Here is a 22,280-nt window from a genome sequence, read left to right as displayed (position 1 = left end):
TAATATGTCAAGGCCGACACAAAAACAAAGTTTTGGAAATACAATTCGTCAGGGAATTCAGATGCTCTCTGGAAAAAATGTTGAGAATTATACTCTGGTCTTTTTAGATCCAACTTCTGAAGAATCCAGAAATAGCGAACAAACTATTTGGAATCCATACATCACGATTGGCCGTGGTAGAGATTGCACCATCAGATATTCTGAGGTGTATTCTACTGTATCCAGGCGTCATGCAACAATTAGTTTAAACGCTGGTCGCTATTTTTTGGAACCGAATGCCGATGCAACAAACCCAACTTTGGTAAATGGTCAAACAGTGCAAGGAAGCAAAGAACTTCAAAGTGGTGATGAGATCCGATTGTCTTTTGAGGGTCCAAGGATTCGGTTTATAAATACCCCAGCAACTAAGAGTACCGCAAATATGAATTTCACGCAGCGATTTAGAGAATTCGGTAAGCAAGCTTTAAGGCCCTACAAACAAGCCATTGCAATTTTGAGTTTCTTAATATTAGGATTATCCACTTTTTTAATTTGGAACATTTTCAAATCAAATGAATCTATAACGAATATCAATCAAATAGTTGCAAGTCAAGATACTATAATTAAGACACAGATAAAAACTATTGAAGAGCAAAAAAAAGATATTCAAATGACAAAGGAATTATTTGATAAAATTGATAGGCGTACTGCTAGTGGTAGAGAAATTATTACTAAACCTATCATAGGGCCAAGTCTAAATCAATCCATGCCATCTTCTTTAAAAGAGCTTGAAAATAGTATTTATTTTATTTACATTACCAGTGTGCAAGTTTATCATCCTGTAATTAATAATGCTTCAAAGCCCTTTGAATTGGATAAGGATCTTAATTATAGATGGTCTGGAACAGGATTCTTAACAGAGGATGGTTCTTTTATTACTGCAAGACACGTAATTCAACCATGGAAATTTAACGTAAAGTGCGGAGGCATGGAGTCTGATGATATGGATCAACAGGTCAAAACATTTCTAAATAATGCTGAAATTATGAACGGCACGGTGAAAATCACTTATAAAGCAGTTGCCCCGAATGGAGATAATTTTACGTTTACAAACGCAGATGTTAAAATGGATGTTTCAAAAGATGTATTGGATTGTGGAGGTGGTGATAAGGGATTTGGTATAAGTAGATGTATAGAAGGGAGCACAGATTGGGCTGTATTCAAATTTGCAAATAAGAAAGGAAAATTAAAAGTTAATAATGAATTAGCAAAAGGACTTCCAAAAGGTACTGAAATTATTGGTTTGGGATATTCTTATGGTGATTGGTTGCAATCAAACTATAGAATTGAACCACTCTTAATAGAGGGGAAAGTAGTACAATCAAGAACTACCAACGGAATGATATCAGTAGCCGCATCGGCATTAGCACCAGGAAGTTCTGGGGGTCCTATAATGATTAAAATGGCTGATGGAACATATGATGTAGTAGGTATTATTAGTAGTAGATTATCCGAAGTCCAATTTTTAGTTCCGATTTCAGAAATATGGTAAAAACATTTAAAATGAGAATATACTTTTTTGTATTAACGTTTCTGCTTGCCAATATGCTTTTTGGGCAAGACACTATGCGCATTGAAGACATTTTAAGAAAAGCTAAAAGTAAAAACCAATCTGGCAGTGGCTGGCGTATAGAAAACACTTCATCAATAAGTGGTCCTGCCCAAGATCAACTTTCTAAAGCCTTGGATCCATATGTATTTGTTGTTGAAACACAATATCGCTTAACCAAGGATGGAAAAACTTATGGCAAAGAAGATTTGGCATATTTTGGTCATGCTTATGGTCTAGCAATTTCTCAAGGCAAAGAACTATGGATGGATCCAATGTTGGTTAGACCATGGACTATTGATGCCGATTATGAGGATTTTAAAACTGAGTATGATGCCAAGTTGCATCAGGTTAATACAACTGCTATAATCAATGGAGCCGGTGATGAATGGTCAGCAAATAATTTTGAAGGTAAGGTAAATGATCATAACATTGGAATTATCAATTTTTTTGGTAGGTCATATCAAGCACTAACATCTTCAGAAAATTTAAATTCTAATGGTATGTTAGTCCTTTATTTTGGTAGCTGGGATCAACCAATTGACTCCATGCAAAAAAAAGTTCAATTTATCCAAGCTGATTGGAAAGACGGAAGAGCTGCGATTCAAATTGGCGACCATAAAAATTTACTGGGCGGTTTTTATCTTGAATGCATACCGGAAAGGGGATCTATAAAACTTAAATTAGCTGGAATTGTAGTTAGTTCGACAAAGAATCTTAAAATTAAAGAACTGCTTTCAATCCGCTCAGATGATAAATTGCCAGCAAAAGAGGATCACAAGGATGTACCTGATAAAAAGAATCAGCAAGTTAAAGCGGAAAAACCGAGAATTACTGAAATTTCAAATAAGAAGAACAAGAAAAGCAGTTCTAAGAAATGAATTTGACTTCAATTGAAACTAAAACTGCTTGGATGATCCGACTGTCTGGCTTCACGGATGTTGGAAAAATTCGGGAACACAATGAAGATGACTATAGGATCTGTTGTGATTTAGAGCAAGGTATTTGGGGGCATAGCCAGGAAGAACGGAATCCTCTTTCCAAATCAGGAGCCTTAATGGTTGTAGCTGATGGGATGGGAGGTGCCGATGCAGGAGAAATTGCATCCAGACTTGCAGTAGAAGCAGTAAAAAATTATTTTTTAGAATTGATTTTAAGCGAAAATGCCACTGATGATGCAATTAGGGATCATTTGAAACTTGCATTTAATAAAGCCCTTCAGGCGATTTCTGCAGCCATTGAAATAAATCCTGCATTGTATAAAATGGGGACCACACTTACAGTTGCTTGGTTGATACCGCAAGGCATGTATATAGCTTGGATTGGGGATAGCAGGGCTTACCTATTTAATAAAAATGGAAGATTAAATTTACAAGTCGATCAATACAAAAACTGTTCGGACCGACTTAAGATTTTGACAGATGATCATTCATTGGTATGGCAAGAAGTAATTAAAACAAATGGGGCTTTCTCAGCTGAACAAGCAAGGGTATCACCTGAAAGCAACATTATTTTACGATGTCTAAGTAACGAATACTTAAATGATGAACCCGATCTTGTTGGGCCAATTAAAATTCAAAACAATGACCGTATCCTTCTCTGTTCTGACGGGCTCAATGGGATGCTTCCAGATACTAAAATTGAAGAATTAATTGCAGAATATGAAGATGATTTAGATGCAGGAAATGCTTTGCTTGATGAAGCTAACCAAGCAGGAGGCAAAGATAATATTACTGTATTGTTGGCTTCAATTTTTGGTCCGGAGAATAGCCAACCTGGAGTAATAGAATCAACAACAATCAATTTTGATAAAACTTATAAAAAAAGAAAAACTACCCAGAAAAAATGGTTGATATCCGTTACAATTTTTTTAGTTATTCTTGGTTTATTATTTTTTATTATTTGTGTCGCCAATAAATCTTTACATACAAGTTCCTTGTCTTTTGACAATGCACCAACTCCTATTATTGGTACAAATAAGTTGGATGCAAAAAAAGACTCCCAGACAAACGAAATTTTAGTGCAAAAGCCTAAAACTAATGGAAATAATAAAAATGATTTGAATATCAAAAATAATTTATCTTATGTAGTTAACGTTAATTCTTCAAAAATAAACAATGACACTCCATCAAGTAAATTAGAAAGTAGTATCGTATTACCAACAAAACTACCAATTAATTTAAATGCTATACCTCCTAATAATAAGGATATTAAAGTGATACAGGAAAAACAATACCATACAATATATGTAGAGCAATGTAAAGATGGAAGACTTGAAAGCTGCGGCTCTGCAACTACAAAGGTAGAAAGAGTAAAAAGTCATAACGCTACAAGCAATAATGTATATTATTATAATAGTAAAGACGATTCCAATAAATTCAAAAATAGAACTGCATGCAATGAAGCAAAAATAAATGAACTTCTTCAATCAACTAACAGTGTAGAATTAACCATTGAATTCAACCTATTGAGAGAGCCAGGTGAAAATTGCAAGGATGCAATAATCATTAATATCAAAAAGATTTCTTCAGAAGATAAAAGGATCTTCAAATAATGATGTCAGAAAGTAAATATTGTAATTTGAAATCAGGTATATTAATCCTTTTAATTAGCTTGATGATCTATGGGGCTTGCACTCAGGGCAAAACTACTGAATCCCGTTCCAGGCTTAACTTTACTATAAATGGGGATAACGCGCAGCCTAAAATATTATTAGGAATATTAAATAAAACTGATTCGAATTTGTGTTATAAGGCATTGGTTGGGATCCCAATTACCCTAAAGACAGAACTTGAATATGAAATCGCTCAATGGACCATAAATGGAAAGCCGTATTCTGGCCAAAAAATTCAATTCCAACTTGAAAAACCTGGAATATTTGAGGTGGTTTTGTTTAATAAAACCACCTCTGAAATCTGTAAAAAATTCATATATATTCGAACCAATGAAACTCAAACATTAAGATCTGATTTTAATGGAGATCTTTCCAATTTTAATTGTAGCAAATTGCAATTTTCAAACAATCGCTTTTATGCCACCATTTCAGGTTTGCCGGATGGTTTATACCATTTAATTGTCTTAGAAAACAGGAAAATTAAAAATTATCGAACCAATTCAATTAATAGAGAAGCTATTATTAGATTTGATACCTCATATTCAGTCAGACCGGAGGTAATACTTAGAAGTGTTACCAATAGTTTGAACAATGGAATAAATTGTATATTTTTAGCCAACCAATCTTTATGAAGCATTTTAAATATTTTCTTCCTTTGATATTTGGTTTATTTTATAATCCAATAAGCTATTGTCAGGCCCCTACACTGGCAGAAATTGAGCAACGAGCGCTGGAAAAGGCTCGAGAATTGGGTGACCTGCTTAAAATTATCGGAGACAAGCGAAATGACCGAAAAATCCGTCAAAATGCAAAAGATCTTGCTATTGACTTATTTGAAAGTGATTCGAATAAGATTGAGGTTATTTCAAAATTATCGAAGAAGAAGTCAGTTTTTAGTATCCGGGAGTATCTGAATAGACTAGACCATTTACCATATGATGATGTTCAAATTGAATGGAAATACATTCAGGTGGTTGAAGATATAAAGCAAAAAGAGGATGGCAGTTATTATGGTAAGCTTAGAGTGTATCAATTATTTGAAGGCCAGGGCGCAGACAAAATTGCGGCATACAAAGACATAACTGAGAAAGACATTGAAGTTAAAATCCAGGATCAGCAAATCGAAACCGGTCTAGGTGCAGGAAGGAAATATTTTAATTTGAAATTTGGTGATATGACTGTATATCGTTTATTGGATGATACAGATAAGAATAAGCCATGAAAAAATTGTGCATGAGTCTAATTGTTTTATGCTTGTTTGCTAAAGTACTTTCGGTAAATGGACAGTCAAATGCCTACTATATTCAAAAGGCAGATAATTTTGTTAAAAATTTTCATGCCCAACTTAACAACATACATAATAATGCTTTTTCAGTGATCAACCTGGAGAATGAAGCCATTGCAATTGTTCTGGATGAAATGATAAAAGATAGAGATATGACATTGCTTTATGACAATGTCGCAAAATCATACATTACCAATAATTATGTCAGCGCACAGAAGTATATGGATATTTACCAGGCGTATTTTAATGATAGATTGAATAAATTTAATGGAGTATATTCAGTGCAATGTACTTTTGGAGATTTCAAAGAAGATACCGTTTATAATGATACCAGTGGTTTAAACAAGGTTTGCAGAATCAGCCGTGTTGTAAATATTCACTATATCAATGAAAAGGAAAAAAAATTGCATCGGTCCGATACGATATCATTTTTTGTGCTTTTTGAAAAAGGTAATCCAAATACTAGATTAATTATTGGTTCAGTGAAATACATTCCATTGCCTCCAACCCCTGTAGTGCTTGATACTGATGGTGATGGAATTCCAAATCAAAGAGACTCATGTGTTTTGCTACCTGGTTCAGTAAATTGTTTTGGGTGCCCGGATACTGACCTGGACGGAATTTGCGACAAAGAAGACCAGTGCATTGATAAGTCAGGACCTATGGAATGCAGTGGTTGTCCGGATACAGATGGTGATGGGATTTGTGATCTCGAAGATCTTTGTCCTATTGATAGTGGTTCTGTAAAAAATTATGGGTGTCCTGATATAGTAAATAAGCCTACATTGATTGAAATTGGTAGCTATCCTAAACTTCAAATACCATTTTCATTTGATATCGAGCAAATAGTAAATGCACCAAGTCATGAATATGAATTGGAATTGAAATCAGGCTATAAATATGATTTAAGCGAATTTTATCTTGATGACTTCAAGGGTGATGAAACTTTTAAAATTGCGATCAAAGTAATTTCAAATAGAAAAAGTAATAACATTTTAATTGAAACAGATTTAATTGGTATAACTTTATCAAATGGTAAGTATGTATTGCTTACGTCAATCAGTAATGATATTTATATTAAATCAGATAAGTTAATTACAATGAAAAAATTATATGACATTGATTTAAATTCACAAGAATTGTTGATAACTGAATTAAAAAATGCCTACAAATGAAAAATTTAATTTTAGCAACATACATGATACTGTTTTTCTTTTATGCATTAGCGCAATCTCCATTTCATGCCGATTTGCAGTTAATTGGATGCGCTGGGAGTAATGTAAAGTTTGCATCAAATGATTGGCAAGTTTCTTATTCTGTAGGCGAGATTACAATAAATCAATCAGCTACAAGACGAGAAGGATTTCAACAAACGTATAGTAACTCAATAAATCCACCTTCAAAATCAATATCGGAAGACTATAATTCAATTATTACGCCTAATGGAGATAGTTATAATGAATATTTTACTTTAAACCCACAGTTGATTGAACCTGCTATTTTTACTGTATACGATAGATGGGGTACAAAAGTATACTTTGAAGAGAATTTTGACAACAAATGGAATGGTGTCGATTTAAGTGGAGATCATTTGCCTGATGGAGTTTACATATATTTGATTGTAAGCAAACAAAAAAAATTATTATATAAAGGCACCATTACTATCAAACAACAATAACCATGAAAAACAGCATTCTACTTCAAGTTATTTTACTTCTGCTGACTAGCAAAATTATTTTTAGTCAAGCCATTCCAAACAAATTTAACTACCAAGTATCTATACGCGATGATAATGGTGATCCAATTGTTGATAAAGAGGTGAGTTTCAGGATTAGCATTTTAGTAAATCCGAATAGTCCATCAAATTTTTCTTATAGGGAAGAACATTCAAAAGTTTTCACTTCAAATGGTGTGGCATCTTTTATAATTGGAAATGGGAATACAAAGTATGGTAGGTTTGATACGCTTTCATTTCAAACTCAAGCATATTTTTTAAAAATTGAATTAGACGAAGGTAACGTATCAAATTTTAAAGATCTTAGCATGGCTCAATTGTTAAGCGTGCCTTATTCTATGGTGGCAAAACAATTAGATAAGAACAATGCACAAATAGGACAAGTACTAAAATGGGATGGATCCAAATGGAAGCCAGACATTGATAATTCTTCCGGAGGAGGAACATTAGCAGGCGATGTAACGGGATCTACTAGTTCTAATAAAGTAGAAAAGATTCAGAATAGACCTGTATCAGCAACAGCACCATCCACAGGACAAGTTTTAAAGTTTGACGGAACGCAGTGGAAGCCAGACATTGATAATTCTTCCGGAGGAGGAACATTAGCAGGCGATGTAACGGGATCTACTAGTTCTAATAAAGTAGAAAAGATTCAGAATAGACCTGTATCAGCAACAGCACCATCCACAGGACAAGTTTTAAAGTTTGACGGAACGCAGTGGAAACCAGACATTGATAATTCTTCTGGAGGTGGAACATTAGCAGGCGATGTTACAGGATTACAGAATTCTAATAAAGTAGAAAAGATCCAAAATAGACTTGTTTCGGCTATAGCTCCAAGTTCTGGTCAAGTTTTGAAATTTAATTCTAGTACTAATACATGGACACCAAGTGCTGATTCGGATCAACAAACATTAAGTATAGTTGGAAGTGCTTTGTCAATTTCAAATGGTAACAGTATAAATTTACCAAATAACAATGGAACTAACTTATGGTCTACAATAGGTAATGCTATTTATAATTCGAATCAAGGCCCTATTAAAATTGGATATAATAGTCCCACTGATGGAGAATTGATTGTGCATAAAGGGAATGAAAAACCTACAGACAAAATATTATTTTTTGGATATAAAATTGGAGCAAGTCCTAATTTTGGGAGTTTAGCAAACATTGGGATACTTGACAAGGGAACCAATATTTTAAGAATTGGTTTTAGATATACAGGTTCAACTTATGAACTTTTTGGTACTACTAAGTCATTCGTTGTTGATCATCCAAAATATTTCGATAGTTTAATTGTCTATACATGCATTGAAGGTCCAGAAGCTGCGGCATATGAACGTGGCACTTCCAAACTAGTCAATGGTAGAGCTGACATTAAGTTCTCTGAACATTTTGGTTTGATAATTAATCCTGGTACACTGACCATTCAACTTACACCGGGATCTCTTGAATCCAAAGGATTAGCAATAATTGAGAAAAATGCACAGGGGGTTACCATTGGGGAATTGCAAAATGGGAAGGGAAACTATTCCTTTGACTGGGAAGTTAAAGCGGTCAGAAAGGGTTTTGAAAACAATCGGGTAATACGCCATATTAGCGAATATCAAATCAATCCCAATGAATCTCAAAAATGAATTGAATGCTTGTTTTGCATTGACAGTTGAGATTCTATTGCTATCTGTATTTTCTGTTTCTGCACAACTAATTCCTATATCTTATAATTTAAATAATAGAACTTTAATTAATATTTCCGCCCCCCATACTGAAAAAATACAAAATAATTTCAGTCCGGTACATGAGCTCGTGATCTTGAATAGAACCCAATGGACAGGATTAGATCAAGGCCTAAAATGGAATGGAATAAGTTATGATATCAATTTGGACGAAAATACCAGAGTAGGTTGTAATATCTATCATGAATCATTTGGTCCATTAAAAAGTCTATTTGTTGCAGGAAATTATGTTTATAATTTAAATATAAATTCTTCAAATCAAATTTCTGGAGGAGCTTCTATTCAATACAATTTAAATCAACTAAATACTTCAAAAGCTTCTGTGACCCATCCTGTAGACCCATTGTTAGAAAATAATCCTTCAACATCATTTATAAGTTTTAGTCCTGCAGTATGTTATTCAGGTGTAATTCCTTCTTCTGACATAGGTTTGGTATTTGGGGCTTCTTATCATAATGCTTTAAATATAGAGATTGGAAAATTTAAAGCTTTTACTCCATTACAGGTTTTGGTGTTTAATGGATCATTAATAAAATTTTTGTCGCCAGGTTTTAGAGATGTGAGTTCTATCGAAGGAGGAGTGGTTTATAGAAAATACAGTTCAATATCTGATGATGTTCAACTCTATTTAAAATATAATTGGCATGGAAAGTTAAATATACGCCCCGGACTAAGATTTGGAATAGCTCAAGAATTTGGTGTACACGGCTTGCAAATGGATATTGGTTTTCCTCTGGCTAAAATATTTAAATTAGAAAGAAAAATAATTGACCTTAACTACGTATTCGAATTGCCATTTCCTTCAAGTCCAGCCGCATTTGGAACAACTCATGAAATAAGTTTGTCAGTCCTATTTTAAAATTAAATTATGAAATACCTTTTGTTGTTATTTGCCTTTCTCACATTTTCTGAGTCATATAATCCAATTATATATGAGAATTATACTAAAAGTCTAAAAAAAGGAACTCAGTTTTCTCAAGAAAGGAAAAGATGTATTGGTATAAATAGAAGAAATGCTCAATGCGGAAATAATGCAAACCCAGGAAGTAATTATTGTGATTGGCATGAACCAAATAGAATTAGATGCATAGCAATAGCAAAATCGACTGGGCGTCAATGTAATAATTCACCAGACCCAGGTAGTAAGTATTGTATGGCTCATAGTAATAGAAAATATAATTAGTTTGTTTAATTTACAAATATGGAATTTGATGGTTATAATGATATTAATATTCCACTTCTAAAAATAGAATGACACTTTAGTCTTTCTTTTCTTAGTAGTTGGGTATATTTAATATTGTGGATAATTGAGATGAGTCCATGGGAATAGTTACGTTACAATAATTGTCTTTTAGTGAAATTTTATTGGAATTGAATTTAAGCCAGGTGATTCTGCATACTTATAAGGATTACTTTTCTCCAACTATTCCCTTCCTACCCAATCTCCCATACTTATGGGATTGACATGGGATATACTTATCCTCATCTTTGCTTGCGATAGTATTTAATGACATTAATAGAATTGCATTTTCAACCAGGCTTTTTGGGAATTGTAATAAAGAAGTTTTATTTAATGGTATTAAGACTTTAGATAATTCTCGATAAGTGTTTCACTTGTTGTTTAAAATATACATGAAATGTTTGTTCATTAAAATTTAAATCCAAATTATTTTACGCAATAAATAAAATAAAAATGACTGACGACAAATTAAATCAAACCACCGAGCGCAGAGGTTTTCTCGGTGCCATTGCAAGTGTTGCAACTGCACTTGGATTAACTGCCATTGCTTCTCCGCTCAATCTCGTTGGACAACAACAGAAACCAACTACTGCAAAAGCGCGCCCACCGGCAACGCATCCAGCAGATTTATGGTTTAATAAAATAAAAGGTACCCACCGTGTCGTTTACGATGCTCCGCATCCAAATGGCTTGTTTCCCTTTGCATGGCCTAAAGTTTTTTTATTAACTAACGGAGCAACCGGAAGTCCTCCGAGTGATTGCGGTGTAGTGGTCGTGCTGCGTCATGATGCTATTGCCTATGCTTTTGAAGATCGCTTATGGTCCACTTATAAATTTGGTGAGACGTTTAAGGCAGAAGATCCCAAAACCAAAACTCCTGCAACGCGAAATCCTTTTTGGATGCCTATGAAGGGAGACTTTAAAATTCCTGGAATTGGTGAGGTTGAAATTGGAATCAATCAGTTGCAATCCCAAGGTGTTTTATTTTGTGTTTGTGAAGCTGCAATCACGGTTTACAGCGCAGTAGTTGCCGAACAGATGGGCAAAGTGGCCGCAGATGTTAGAAAAGATTGGATCGAGGGATTACTTCCCGGAATTCAATTGGTTCCTTCTGGTGTTTGGGCTTTGGGTCGTGCTCAGGAACATAAGTGTAAATATATTTTTGCAGGATAAAATAAGCTCATTGAAATGAAAAACGCAGTGCTATTTAGTTGTTTGCTCTTGTTGTGTGGCAATATTTTAAAAGCGCAATCCGCTCCTTATAACGTAGTATTTGATGTAACTTCAAAAGATACAATTGTCCACCAAATGGTCATACGTTGGATTAAAGAAATTACAAATATGTCTCCGGATGCAAACATTGAAGTCGTCTTTTATGCAAAATCAATGGATATGATTACCACCGGCAACTCGGTGGTTTCTAATGATGTTATTAAGTTTGCTGCGAAAAAAAATGTCACGTTTAAAGTATGTGAAGTTGCACTGAAAAACAATGCATTGGATAAATCGCAACTTTTACCTGGCGTCCAAACGGTACCGGATGGGATTTATGAAATCATATCCCGCCAACACGAAGGCTGGGGTTACATCAAAGCAGCGCGATAGTTAAAATGTATTTGTAATTAAAGACTTATAAAATAGAAATTGAATTCTATTTAAATTTATATTGAAATCCTAGTCCATAACTCCAAACAGCAGAACTGCTGCTGAGTTTATGGTGCAATCCAAGTTCAGGACGGATTGCCCATTTTTGAAGATTCTTACTTACCCCAAATCCGATTGAAACAGAATAGAAACGTTCAAAAGAACCACCGACTGCAATTTCCATTTTCGGAATCAGTGAAATATCAAGATATTGACTGATTGGTTGGGTTAATATAATTTTAGGACTTAGGGTAAAGAGTTTGCCTTCATTGCCAAAATAAAAACTCAAGGGAATGCTGGCAGCAATTTTATTTTTATAAATTGAATATTTCGGACTTATACAGAAATGATGATTTAGGTCAACCAAACTTAAATAAGAATAACTCAGCTGTAAATCAAATCGATTTGTAATTCCATATCCGAGACGAAGTCCAAAATTCCTTATGTATTCGTTATCCTGGTATTCCGGTGAATGATCACATACCAATTGAAGACTGGAATAATAGGAACTTAGATTCATGCCTTTTTTACCAAGCGTTGAGGCAGATTCATAATTTTGGTTTAACTGTGCTTTTAAACTAAAAGTTAAAGCAATTAAAAAAAGAAATGAAAGGGTACATTTTTTCATGTTGCTTATTTTATGGTTTTAATTGGTTATTGTTTATGATTATGTTTAAAAAATTATAATAATTCACAAATGTCAATCACCTAAGTCCCATTAGCTAATAATTTTCACGCAAAGACGCAGAGGAGACAAAAAGCAATGAAGCAAAGAAGCAAAGAAGCAAAGAAGCAAGGAAGCAAAGAAGCAACGAAGCAAGGAAGCAAAGAAGCAAAGAAGCAAAGAAGCAAGGAAGCAAAGAGATGGCACTGTTCCTGCTATCAACTATCATCCACCAACTATCACCTATTTGCTGATTCATTTTCAATACATCCATTCCCCTTCACGAAAACAATTTCACTGAAAAAATCTTAATAAAGATAAGAAATTGCAATTCATGTTGCATTCAAATCGGGAAATTGATCCTAAGAAATCTGATATCCCATGAAATTAAATTAATATTACTGATTATTATAATGTATTATATCTTTGTATCTTAGTCTTTTATGAGTAAAAACGGCAAAATATTGGTGGCCATGAGTGGGGGTATTGACAGTACCGTTACGGCGCTATTACTGCATGAAGCCGGATACGAAGTGATTGGGGTAACCATGAAAACCTGGGATTATGCCAGTTCGGGATCCTCCAAAAAGGAAACGGGCTGTTGCAATTTGGACTCCTTACAAGATGCCCGGAGAGTGGCTGTTGATATGGGTTTTCACCATTTCATACTGGACATCAGGGATGAATTTGGAGATGCGGTTATTGAAGATTTTGTGGATGAATACCTTGCCGGCAGGACGCCAAATCCTTGCATCCTGTGCAATACACACATCAAATGGAATGCGCTGTTAAAAAGGGCAAATACCTTGGATTGTGAATTCATTGCAACGGGTCATTATGCGCGAATTCATCAAAAGGATGGCCGTTATTTTGTTTCCAAAGCCCATGATCTCAATAAAGACCAGTCTTATGTACTTTGGGGTTTAAGTCAGGAATCCCTGCGTAGAAGCATGTTTCCCTTGTCTGAATTATTAAAACCGGAAGTTCGTAAAATTGCGTACGATCGGGGTTACAGCGATCTGTCGAAACAAGCTGAGAGCTATGAAATTTGTTTTGTTCCGGATAATGATTACCGGGGTTTTCTAAAACGACGCGTTGAAGGATTGGAGGAAAAAGTAAAAAATGGAAATTTTATTGACAAAAATGGAAATGTCATTGGCCAACATGAGGGCTATCCTTTTTTTACCATCGGCCAACGCAAGGGTCTTGGAAAAGCGTTTGGCAAACCCATGTTTGTGGCAGAAATTTTTCCGGAAACCAATGCAGTGATGTTGACTGAAGAAGACGATTTAATTCGTCAAAAGTGTTTTGTAAATAAAGTCAATTGGTTAAAATATCCTGAAACAAATGCCAACACGGAATACGTTACGAAAATAAGATATAAAGATGCAGGTCATCAATCAATCGTTAAGTCTACAGGAGATCATTTGGAAATTGATTTTATCGGTCCGGTAAAGGGAATTGCTCCCGGCCAATCTGCTGTAGTTTATGAAGGAGACGATGTGGTTTGTGGAGGAATTTTATATCGATCAATAATTAATTAATGCATCCATGATAAATTTCAACATTCCAATTTCATCAAGAAAAAACAGAAGCAACATCTTACATGCGCTTGTTTTTGGAATGTGTATATTGACTTGGTGTGCTTGTTCAAAAAATGAAACCGATCCATTAGATGATGAACAGCTTGGATATAATTATTTTCCAATAAGCATTGGCAATGAATGGATCTATCAAACAGATTCAATTATTTATTCCTTGCAGGCTACAGTTCAAATTGATTCTTCCCGTTCGTTTATTCGTGAAGTCGTCGTTGACACGTTTAGAGATGCAGTCAATCAATTAATTTACAGGCTGAATGTATTTTATGCCAGGGACACTTCATTGGGCTGGGAATTGATAAATTCTTCGTTTATTGAAAGCAATTCCTTGCATGTAATTAAAAAGGAAAATGGATTGTCATTTGTCCGTCTGGTGTTTCCGGTGTTAACCAACAAGGCATGGGATGGCAATAGCATGATACAACCCAAAACAAGCATAGTGATTCGCGGTGAATTGCTGGTTGCTTTTGATGATTGGTATTACCGGTACAAGTATGTAGATAAACAAGAGCATATTGGAACAACTGTTTACGATAAAGTATGCAAGGTGGTGGAAGTTGATGACGAAGACATTATCAGCAAGCGGTATTCTGAAGCACGCTATGCGCGAGGCATTGGTTTGGTATTTCGCGAACTGTGGATTTTGGATACCCAGAATACCAATCTGACCCAATCCTTCAGAGATCGCGCGGAAAAAGGTTTGATATTAAAGCAAACGCTTGTTTCATCCAGGATTTTATGATTCAATTAATTGAAGCAGGAAAATCGTATAAAGTATATGGACTCAAAGGAGCCCTTTGGATCTCTATTGATAAAGCATACCAGGCATTTGTAAAAAAAAATAAGGTCATTTTTTTTAATGTTGAAGGGAATCCAATTCCATATTTTATAGACAAAATTTCTGCTGACGAAAGTTGGTTGGTAAACCTACGCGATGTTACCAATCCGGAAGACGCTGCCCTATTGAGTAATCAAACCATCTATGTGGATCAATCCAGAATGAAAGACGTTCCAGACACGACGCAATCAGAAGAAGAAATAGAACCCAGTTGGGTCGGCTACATTTTAATGGATGAGACTTCAGGACAATCGGGTATCATACAGGCAATTGAAGAATTTCCCCAACAATTGATGGCGGTTATCTTGTATCAGAATAAAGAACATTACATTTTGTTACGGGATGAATGGATAACAGAAGTGGATGATACTAAGAAAACCATTCACATGCAATTACCAGATGGGATGTTCGAACTTTAAGCCTGATAGATCATACCAGCCACGCAGGCGGTCATCAGACAAGCAATGGTTCCTCCAATCAGTGCTTTAATTCCCAACAAACTTAAATTCTCCCGTTGATTTTCAGCAAGTGTACTGATACCACCAATTTGAATTCCGATACTGGCAAAATTTGCAAATCCGGAAAGCGCATACGTTACAATCAAGGTTGATTTTGAGAAAGGCTCTAAAATATTTTCATTCAACATTTTTGATAAAGTGCCATACGCATAAAATTCATTGACCATCATCTTCTCACCTAATAATTGACCAACCGATAAGATATCTTGTAAAGGCGTACCAATTAACCAGGCTAAAGGTGCAAACAAGTAACCAAACAAGAGCCGCAGACTCAATCCGTCGTATCGGTTGTTGGTCCAATCAATGATGATCGCATTCAAATGAGTTAAAGATCCTATTTTCAATAACAAGGCATCCGTCAAATAAATCAGGGCAGTAAATACAATCAGCATCGCACCCACATTGACGGCTAATTTTAGACCATCTGTTGTTCCCATGGATATTGCATCCAATGCATTTCTACCCAAACTTGATTTTGGAACTTTAATATCGCGTTGCAAGTTGGATTCATCCGGATTTGGAAACATAATTTTTGAAACTACGATGGCAGCTGGGGCAGAGATAATAGATTGAGTCAATAAATGAAGTGCATAATAGGATTGTGCAGCCGGGTCTGTTCCGCCAAGCATTTGTACATAAGCACCTAAAACCGAACCTGCAGTATTTGCCATGCCACCAACCATAATCAATAAGATTTCGGATTTATTCATGGCTGCTAAATAAGGTCTTATCATAATCGGTGCTTCTGTTTGACCCAGGAAAATATTAGCAGCGGTGGATAAACTTTCAGCACCCGAAAGTTTCATCGATTTTGAAAGCAACCAGGCAAATAACCAACATATTTTTTGAAGGATGCCTAAATAATAAAGCAAAGCAGACAGAGCAGAAAAAATGATGATGGTGGGAAGCACTTGGATTGCAAAAACAAAAGCCCAGGCTTGTCCGGGGTCTGCTAAATTCCCAAATAAAAATTCTATGCCTTTATGAAAGATTCCAATGAGGGTTACAAATCGCGAAGAGATCCATTGGAAGATGATGTGAATAAAATTTACTTTCATCACACCCAATGCAAACATGATTTGCAAAAAGCAGCCAACAGCTACTAATTTCCAATTAATATTTTTCTTGTTGTTGCTAAATAAATAACTTATTAAAATCAAGGAAGCCAAACCAATCACCCCTCGAAGTATTTCAATTCCGTTCATACCTTGAATAAAAAAATGAAAAATAGAAATAAATACTCAAATTTATGCTTCTGAATTGATAAGTATATGTTTATAGGAATTTGCGGGGGAAGTGGGGCCGGTAAAACGGCATTCATTGAAAATCTGAGAAAACGGTTTTCAGAGGAAGAACTGGGATTGATTTCTGAAGATAATTACTACAAACCCAGCCAATTCCAAACCATGGATCCACAAGGTGTCATCAATTTTGATATCCCTGAAGCCATTGACCATGAGTTATTTATTCAGGATTTGTACAAATTGCAAGCAGGCGAGCCGGTGATCCACAAAGAGTATACCTTTAACAACGACAGCCAGGAATCAAAGACCATTCACATAAAACCTGCTCGTATTTATATCATTGAAGGGCTGTTTATATTGCATCATGAGGATACCAGATCCTTATTGGATCTCTCTGTTTTGATTCATGCAAAAGATAATTTGAAAATTATCAGACGAATCAATCGGGATAAAACCGAACGAAATTATCCTTTGGAAGATGTGCTCTACCGGTATGAGCATCATGTGGCACCGGCTTATGATAAATATATAGAACCCTATATTGATGAGTTGGATCTCATTATAAACAACAACAAAAGTTTTGACCGGGGAGTAGATGTCTTGACAGCCTATATCAAAGCACAGATTAATAAATAGGAATTGCAACACAGGCTTACCTGTTGAGGGATTCGGATCCCTGAAAATTATTGGTCAACTAACATGGTCTCAAACATGCAACATTCAATATATTGAGTAAAACCCGTACAAGATTGCAGTATTGCAGAATTGTACCATTGCAACATTCCTTTCCCCTCAAGCTACATTTTACATTTTTTAATCATATGAATTAATTATCATACATAATTATATTAATATATGTAATTAGTTATTAATCATTAATATATAATAGATAACTTCTTTAAATAGTTATCAAATCCGGACGCATTATAAATAATTGGTATATATTTTGAAGGGTATGCGGCAAGAGCTAAGCTTACACGTGATTACTCTAAACCTTAAACTGTTTATCCATGAACCGAAGTTTGATTTTATTTAAATGGCTCCGTTTGTTTTTTGTGCTGGGATGTTGGATCCCTACAATCGGAATTGCAGCCAACAAGGCAAATGCCACCTTTTTGCCACCTTTGGCATGTAATGATGTTGTTCAGATTTCATTAAATACGTTTTGCCGGGCAACGGTAACACCTGAAATGGTCTTGGAAGACATGATCGGTGTTGCTGCCGACTACACCATTCAAGTGTATTACAAAGACGGCTCTTTGCAACCCGATTTATTATTTGACGCCAGTGATATTAGAAAAACCTACAGTTTTAAAATTTGGCACAATGCATCCGGCAATTCGTGTTGGGGAAAAATATATATCGAAGACAAATATCCGCCAGAACTTATTTGTGCACCTGATACCGTTCGTTGTGGTGATACCATTACTCCCGAAGTATTGGGCTTTCCAATCCCTTCTAGTTTTATAGTTTCCATTGATTCGATTGGACCGACTTCGTATCTGGTCAATGGTTGGGATTATTGTGGTGCTGTAATTTTAAGTTATTCAGATAATGTAAAAACATTTCCATGCGACAGTTATTGCATTCGTAGAATTATAAGAACCTGGTGGGCGGAAGATGAGAGCGGAAATACTTCACATTGCAGTGATACCATTTGTGTAATTCGCCCTACGTTCATTGACATCGTATATCCGCATCACTATGATGATTTTGATAGAAGGCATATTGCATGTGATACCATTTATCCCAAATTACCAAATGGTGCACCATCTCCAGCTTTTACCGGTTGGCCTGTACCATCAGGTTGTACCACATTGAATGCCAGTTATTCGGATTTAATAATTCCAATTTGTGGAAGTAGCTATAAAATTCTTCGTCGTTGGGTTATTTTGAATTGGTGTGATGGAGACATTATCGAATACAACCAGATTATTAAAGTGGTTGATGATAAAGCACCAAAATTCAGTTGTCCAAAAGATCTTACCATGGGTATGCAAGCGTATTCTTGCAGTAGCTACGGTAAATTGCCCGCACCAGATTCTGTGTATGATTGCAGTGATTGGCATTATGAAATATTTACCATGCTTGCAGATTCTAAATCAGGGACACCTCAAACTCGGGGTAAAACCTATTTGGTTTATGATTCCATCCAGCAATCTTATTTTTTAGATGGCGCACCGGAAGGTAGAATTTGGATTATTTATCAATTAACAGATGTTTGCGGAAATCAATCAACTTGTACCATTGAAGTAGGTGTAGTTGATAATTTGGCGCCCATACCAGTTTGTGACCAAAAAACGGTCGTATCCTTAAATATAGATGGAACTGCAAAAGCATATGCATATACTTTTGACGATGGCTCTTTGGATAATTGTGGAATCGATTCCTTTAAAGTTCGCCGAATGGACGATCCATGTAAAACTGGATCTGACATATTTGGGGATTATGTATGGTTTTGTTGTGAAGATGTAGGAAAAACCATTCAAGTTGTTTTACAAGTTTCAGATTTTTATGGAAATAAAAATACTTGCATGATAGAAGCTACTGTTCAGGACAAAGAACCACCGGTAGTTATTCCACCAACAGATATAACAGTAGAATGTACGTTTCCAATTGACTGGAATAATTTAAGTCAATTTGGAGTTGTCCGATACCATGAAGCAGATCGCCAGCAAATTATTATTGCGGATCCGTATTATCAAAAATCAAATTACATAGCTGGACGCGATGGAATTGCTTTCGATAATTGTGAAGTTCAATTATCCGAGCGTTATGAGAAATACATCCAGTGTAATTCGGGAACCATTGTTCGTTGGTTTGTTGCAACAGATCGACAAGGTTTAAAAGATTCCGCATACCAATTAATTACAATAATTAATTCACACAAGTTTAATTCATTAGATATTCACTGGCCGGATGATGTAACCATCTATTCATGTGATAATGTACAAACGCATCCGGATCAAACTAAATATCCATGGTATGATAATAAAAACTGTGCACAAATTGCTGCAAATTATACAGATACCAAATTGTTTGTGGCTGATAGTACCTGTTTTAAAATTATCAGACATTGGGTAGTTATTGATTGGTGTCAATACGATCGCAATGATCCAAACTCTTATTGGGATCATACACAAGTGATTGCAGTAAAAAGTTCGGAACCACCTACGATTGAATCTTGCGGTCCGGTTGAATTTTGTGATCAAAATGCATTTTACAATGGTACGTCCAAGCAATGTCTTGGAAGTTATAAACTTGAAGGGAAGGGATTTGATGATTGTACCGAACCACAAAATCTGATATGGAATTACCGTCTCGATGAAAACAACGACGGTAGTTTTGGTCCGGTTAAGTCTGGAAGCGCTACAGCAGGAGTGCTGCCAATTGGTACGCATCGCTTGCGTTGGATTCTTACTGACCAGTGTGGTAACAGTTCGACCTGCGACCAGGTATTTACAATAAAAGAATGCAAGAAACCAACACCTTATTGTATTAATGGAATTGTAACTGTGGTTATGCAAGGCAATGGAACCATTACCGTATGGGCGAAAGATCTCAATCTAAATAGTTTTGACAATTGTACACAAACGGATCAATTGCGCTATTCATTTTCGCCTGATATCAAAGATGTTTCGATAACTTATAATTGCGACAGTTTATTCAGGCAGCGAGTGGTTACAAAAACAGTTCGGGTGTATGTAACTGACGAATATGGAAATCAGGATTATTGTGAAACTACGATTCGGATTCAAGACAATAATAATGTGTGTCCAACCAATGGTCCGGGATTTAACTTATCAGGAAAAACGAATAAGGAGAATGCAGATGCAATTGGAAATGTAGAAATCTCATTTCATGAACCAACAACGGGAAGTGCCCTTTCACAACAAACCAGTAATCCAAGTGGAAATTACGCATTCCAGGATTTACAGTTAATTGAATTTTATCTTACAGCGAGCAAAAACGATGATATAACCAATGGCGTAACTACACTTGATATTGTATTAATACAGCGACATATTTTAGGATTGAAACAGTTAAATTCTCCATATAAAGTATTGGCAGCTGATGTAAATAATTCAAAAAGCATTACAGCACGAGACGTTTCAGATATTAGAAGAGCAATTCTTGGAATTACCACTGAATTTCCAAATGCAACACCGGTATGGAAATTTGTTCCAACTTACCACCAGTTTGCAGATTCTGAAAATCCCTGGGATGCTCCATCTTATATAGACAGCAAAGAATTACAAGATCGTTTTAACAATGCAGATTTTACAGGTATTAAAACGGGAGATGTTGATTTGTCAGCAGTATCTAATTCTAAAGATGAGAAAAGCATCAACCGGGCTGAATCTTTCAGTTGGAATATCGGACCGATTGTTCGTTTGGAAAATGGTTTGTATCGAATCGATATACAAGCTTCCAAAGATCAGCGAATCGATGGATTTCAGTTGGGTATCAAAACGCGATTTGATAATTTGCAATTCGTTGATTTAGTATCAGGTACCATTGCAATTGAAAAAGAAGAATACAAGCTAACAGAAAAACAACTAAAAATAAGTTGGGCATCCAATGCAAGCATGGAAATCAAAAATTCAGATATCTTATTTTCGATTATCTTGAATGATGTTCAGAAAACACAATTGGATAAATCATTTTTTGAAGGCATCGCTGGTTTTCTGAGCGAAGTGTATTTCAATGATCAAGCGCATCCATTAAAAATAGGAGTTTCAGGAAAACAAGCAGTTGATTTACCAATGATAACATCTCATTCATTGAGTCCAAATCCATTTTCCGAAGAATCTATTTTGCGATTTGAATTGCATGAGCAAAGCCTGTGTCAACTTAAGCTATTTGACCTAACTGGCAAATTGATATTGAGTAAAGAACTGACAGGTGTACGCGGTAATAATGAAGTAATCATACACAAGAAGGAATTAGGTTCCGGTGGATTGTTTTACTATGTTTTATCATCAAGTTATGGATCTGTATCCGATCGAATGATCGTCCAGGATTAAGTTTATAGGTTTAATTACAGTATTTAAGCCGGTTTGGATAGGTTCCAAACCGGCTTTTTCAATTTTAGGTATCTATAAAAAGCTTTGGGTTCATTTTACCGCTTTTTACAATGGATATCCATTGGGTTCAACAAAGCAAAACCCCTGGCAAGAAATGAAAGCTAAAAGAGGCAAGAAAATTGCCAGTGGTTGCAAAAGCTTAACGAATTACCCAAACTCAATGAATTAGGAATCATAATGTATATAAGTGTAGAATGATATATGTAACGAATTTATATATTTTTAAATTCGAAGGGTTCGATTTCTAGTAAAATATATAATTAGCTATTAATCAAATATATAAACATTATAAATTAGTATAATATTTAAATATAAATAAATCATATTTAATTTTTTTTAATGTTTTGATGATTAAATTGTAATAAGTTATATATTTGCATTGGAGATATATATAGTATTTTCATCCCACTAGTCTCCATCTCTTTAGTAATCAACGAGTTAGCAACTGGTTTAGATCATGCTGCGCGTGCAGACCGTCTGAATCTC

Annotated in this window: 19 protein-coding genes; 17 read left to right on the top strand and 2 right to left on the bottom strand. The window is 35.3% G+C overall.

What is annotated here, in order from left to right:
- The first annotated feature begins 4 nt into the window (after positions 1-4).
- From IPK91_05980 to IPK91_05925, 12 genes are all read left to right on the top strand, one after another.
- Positions 5-1,531 (top strand): FHA domain-containing protein, encoded by a 1,527-nt coding sequence (locus tag IPK91_05980; GenBank protein ID MBK8296819.1) that lies wholly within the window; start codon positions 5-7, stop codon positions 1,529-1,531.
- Positions 1,525-2,469: a hypothetical protein gene (locus IPK91_05975; protein MBK8296818.1), complete on the top strand. Its 945-nt coding sequence runs from the start codon at positions 1,525-1,527 to the stop codon at positions 2,467-2,469. Before IPK91_05980 ends, IPK91_05975 begins: the two co-directional genes overlap by 7 nt.
- Entirely contained in the window at positions 2,466-4,142 is a 1,677-nt protein-coding gene (locus tag IPK91_05970; GenBank protein ID MBK8296817.1) for a serine/threonine-protein phosphatase, read from the top strand. The genes IPK91_05975 and IPK91_05970 overlap by 4 nt, the downstream gene beginning before the upstream one ends.
- A gap of 26 nt (positions 4,143-4,168) precedes the next feature.
- The gene (locus IPK91_05965) at positions 4,169-4,834 is read left to right on the top strand and encodes a hypothetical protein (GenBank protein MBK8296816.1); all 666 of its coding nucleotides are present in this window, start codon (positions 4,169-4,171) and stop codon (positions 4,832-4,834) included.
- Positions 4,831-5,424, top strand: coding sequence for a hypothetical protein (locus IPK91_05960; GenBank protein ID MBK8296815.1), 594 nt, complete (start codon positions 4,831-4,833; stop codon positions 5,422-5,424). Before IPK91_05965 ends, IPK91_05960 begins: the two co-directional genes overlap by 4 nt.
- 11 nt (positions 5,425-5,435) lie before the next feature.
- Positions 5,436-6,662 carry a hypothetical protein gene (locus tag IPK91_05955; protein MBK8296814.1) on the top strand — a complete coding sequence of 409 codons (1,227 nt, stop codon included), beginning with the start codon at positions 5,436-5,438 and terminating at the stop codon, positions 6,660-6,662.
- Complete coding sequence (locus IPK91_05950) at positions 6,659-7,165, top strand: gliding motility-associated C-terminal domain-containing protein (protein MBK8296813.1); 507 nt, start codon at positions 6,659-6,661, stop codon at positions 7,163-7,165. The genes IPK91_05955 and IPK91_05950 overlap by 4 nt, the downstream gene beginning before the upstream one ends.
- A 2-nt stretch (positions 7,166-7,167) precedes the next feature.
- On the top strand, positions 7,168-8,859 hold the full coding sequence (locus IPK91_05945; GenBank protein ID MBK8296812.1) for a hypothetical protein: 1,692 nt from the start codon (positions 7,168-7,170) through the stop codon (positions 8,857-8,859).
- Positions 8,843-9,817 carry a type IX secretion system membrane protein PorP/SprF gene (locus IPK91_05940; protein MBK8296811.1) on the top strand — a complete coding sequence of 325 codons (975 nt, stop codon included), beginning with the start codon at positions 8,843-8,845 and terminating at the stop codon, positions 9,815-9,817. Before IPK91_05945 ends, IPK91_05940 begins: the two co-directional genes overlap by 17 nt.
- 9 nt (positions 9,818-9,826) lie before the next feature.
- The gene (locus IPK91_05935; GenBank protein MBK8296810.1) at positions 9,827-10,141 is read left to right on the top strand and encodes a hypothetical protein; all 315 of its coding nucleotides are present in this window, start codon (positions 9,827-9,829) and stop codon (positions 10,139-10,141) included.
- A gap of 510 nt (positions 10,142-10,651) precedes the next feature.
- Complete coding sequence (locus IPK91_05930) at positions 10,652-11,371, top strand: hypothetical protein (protein ID MBK8296809.1); 720 nt, start codon at positions 10,652-10,654, stop codon at positions 11,369-11,371.
- Between the two features lie 15 nt (positions 11,372-11,386).
- On the top strand, positions 11,387-11,803 hold the full coding sequence (locus IPK91_05925) for a DsrE family protein (GenBank protein MBK8296808.1): 417 nt from the start codon (positions 11,387-11,389) through the stop codon (positions 11,801-11,803).
- Between the two features lie 46 nt (positions 11,804-11,849).
- On the opposite strand, the gene IPK91_05920 is transcribed toward IPK91_05925, so the two are convergent.
- Complete coding sequence (locus tag IPK91_05920) at positions 11,850-12,470, bottom strand: hypothetical protein (GenBank protein MBK8296807.1); 621 nt, start codon at positions 12,468-12,470, stop codon at positions 11,850-11,852.
- Between the two features lie 479 nt (positions 12,471-12,949).
- Between IPK91_05920 and mnmA the strand changes: the two genes are divergently transcribed.
- From mnmA to IPK91_05905, 3 genes are read left to right on the top strand one after another with little or no spacing between them, the layout of a single operon-like run.
- Positions 12,950-14,050 carry a tRNA 2-thiouridine(34) synthase MnmA gene (gene mnmA, locus IPK91_05915; GenBank protein MBK8296806.1) on the top strand — a complete coding sequence of 367 codons (1,101 nt, stop codon included), beginning with the start codon at positions 12,950-12,952 and terminating at the stop codon, positions 14,048-14,050.
- A gap of 7 nt (positions 14,051-14,057) precedes the next feature.
- On the top strand, positions 14,058-14,849 hold the full coding sequence (locus IPK91_05910; protein ID MBK8296805.1) for a hypothetical protein: 792 nt from the start codon (positions 14,058-14,060) through the stop codon (positions 14,847-14,849).
- The gene (locus IPK91_05905; protein ID MBK8296804.1) at positions 14,846-15,364 is read left to right on the top strand and encodes a hypothetical protein; all 519 of its coding nucleotides are present in this window, start codon (positions 14,846-14,848) and stop codon (positions 15,362-15,364) included. The genes IPK91_05910 and IPK91_05905 overlap by 4 nt, the downstream gene beginning before the upstream one ends.
- Here IPK91_05905 and IPK91_05900 read toward each other — a convergent pair.
- On the bottom strand, positions 15,361-16,668 hold the full coding sequence (locus IPK91_05900) for a hypothetical protein (GenBank protein MBK8296803.1): 1,308 nt from the start codon (positions 16,666-16,668) through the stop codon (positions 15,361-15,363). The genes IPK91_05905 and IPK91_05900 overlap by 4 nt on opposite strands.
- Before the next feature lie 66 nt (positions 16,669-16,734).
- On the opposite strand from IPK91_05900, the gene IPK91_05895 reads away from it, so the two are divergent.
- On the top strand, positions 16,735-17,343 hold the full coding sequence (locus IPK91_05895; protein ID MBK8296802.1) for a uridine kinase: 609 nt from the start codon (positions 16,735-16,737) through the stop codon (positions 17,341-17,343).
- Between the two features lie 374 nt (positions 17,344-17,717).
- Positions 17,718-21,734 (top strand): hypothetical protein, encoded by a 4,017-nt coding sequence (locus tag IPK91_05890; protein ID MBK8296801.1) that lies wholly within the window; start codon positions 17,718-17,720, stop codon positions 21,732-21,734.
- Positions 21,735-22,280 lie beyond the last annotated feature (546 nt).

It is taken from the genome of Saprospiraceae bacterium (assembly GCA_016712145.1).
Lineage (GTDB): Bacteria > Bacteroidota > Bacteroidia > Chitinophagales > Saprospiraceae > Vicinibacter.
The sequence above is the reverse complement of the archived record's forward strand: the minus strand, read 5'-3'. Positions and strand labels throughout refer to the sequence as shown.